Annotated in this window: 1 protein-coding gene and 1 rRNA gene; both read right to left on the bottom strand. The window is 51.0% G+C overall.

Annotation, left to right across the window (positions count from 1 at the left end; translation table 11 throughout):
* A partial coding sequence (locus GVN20_RS29470) for a hypothetical protein (protein ID WP_166561773.1) occupies positions 1–221 on the bottom strand: 221 nt, incomplete at its 3' end.
* 154 nt (positions 222–375) lie between these two features.
* Positions 376–1,354: ribosomal RNA gene (locus GVN20_RS29465) — 23S ribosomal RNA — on the bottom strand; the annotation flags it as partial.

Raw genomic sequence — 1,354 nt, 5'->3', positions numbered from 1 at the left:
GGCGTTTGCAGTTTTGGGAATGAGGTGAAGCGATTCGTCGCACCGTCCCGCACTGTAACTACCATCAAGGTCGTTATTGGCGTTTGCAGTTTGGGAATGAGGTGAAGCGATTCGTCGCACCGTCCCGCACTGTAACCACCATCAAGGTCGTTATCGGCGTTTGCAGTTTTGGGAATGAGGTGAAGCGATTCGTCGCACCGTCCCCCCACTGTAACCACCATGGCACGAAGCCCTTCAAGGTCATTATTGACATTCGCAGATTAGGAAACTAAATCAACATCTGATCGCAATCTCCCGCTCTGTTAACTCTTTAGACTACTCAAGTTCTATTAGTCTATAAATTATTGACATTGGAATGGAATTAATTAAGCACTTTACTTAGAAGCTATTGGGCAATTAGTACTGCTCAGCTTTGATGTCACCACCTTTACACTTGCAGCCTATCAACGTCATAGTCTATAACGTCCCTTATGTGGAAATCTCATCTTCAGGCCGGTTTCGCACTTAGATGCTTTCAGCGCTTATCCGTTGCCCACGTAGCTACTCGGCCGTGCTACTGGCGTAACAACCGATTCACCAGCGGTGAGTCCAACCCGGTCCTCTCGTACTAAGGTCAGCCCCCGTCAAATTTCCTACGCCCATCACAGATAGGGACCGAACTGTCTCACGACGTTCTGAACCCAGCTCGCGTGCCACTTTAATCGGCGAACAGCCGAACCCTTGGGACCTTCTCCAGCCCCAGGATGTGACGAGCCGACATCGAGGTGCCAAACCATCCCGTCGATGTGAGCTCTTGGGGATGATCAGCCTGTTATCCCCGGCGTACCTTTTATCCTTTGAGCGATGGCACACCCATGCGCAACCACCGGATCACTAAACCCTGGTTTCCCACCTGATCGACCCGTCGGTCTCACAGTCAAGCTGGCTTGTGCTTTTGCACTCCCCGCACGGTTACCAAGCGTGCTGAGCCAACCTTTGGAAGCCTCCGTTACTCTTTTGGAGGCGACCACCCCAGTCAAACTACCCACCATGCGCGGTCTTCCATTCAGAATTAGAACACAGAATACAAAAGGGTGGTATTTCAACGTTGGCTCCAAGAATCCTGACGAACCCTCTTCATAGCCTCCCACCTATCCTACACATTCATATCCCATGTTCAACGCAAAGTTGTAGTAAAGGTGCACGGGGTCTTTCCGTCCCGTGACGGGTAAGCGGCATCTTCACCGCTACTACAATTTCACCAAGCTCACGGTTGAGACAGTGCCCAGATCGTTACACCATTCGTGCAGGTCGGAACTTACCCGACAAGGAATTTCGCTACCTTAGGACCGTTATAGTTACGGCCGCCGTTTAC

The organism is Runella sp. CRIBMP, assembly GCF_009905605.1.
In the GTDB taxonomy this organism is placed as follows: domain Bacteria; phylum Bacteroidota; class Bacteroidia; order Cytophagales; family Spirosomataceae; genus Runella.
This window is presented reverse-complemented; position numbering and strand designations above follow the sequence as displayed.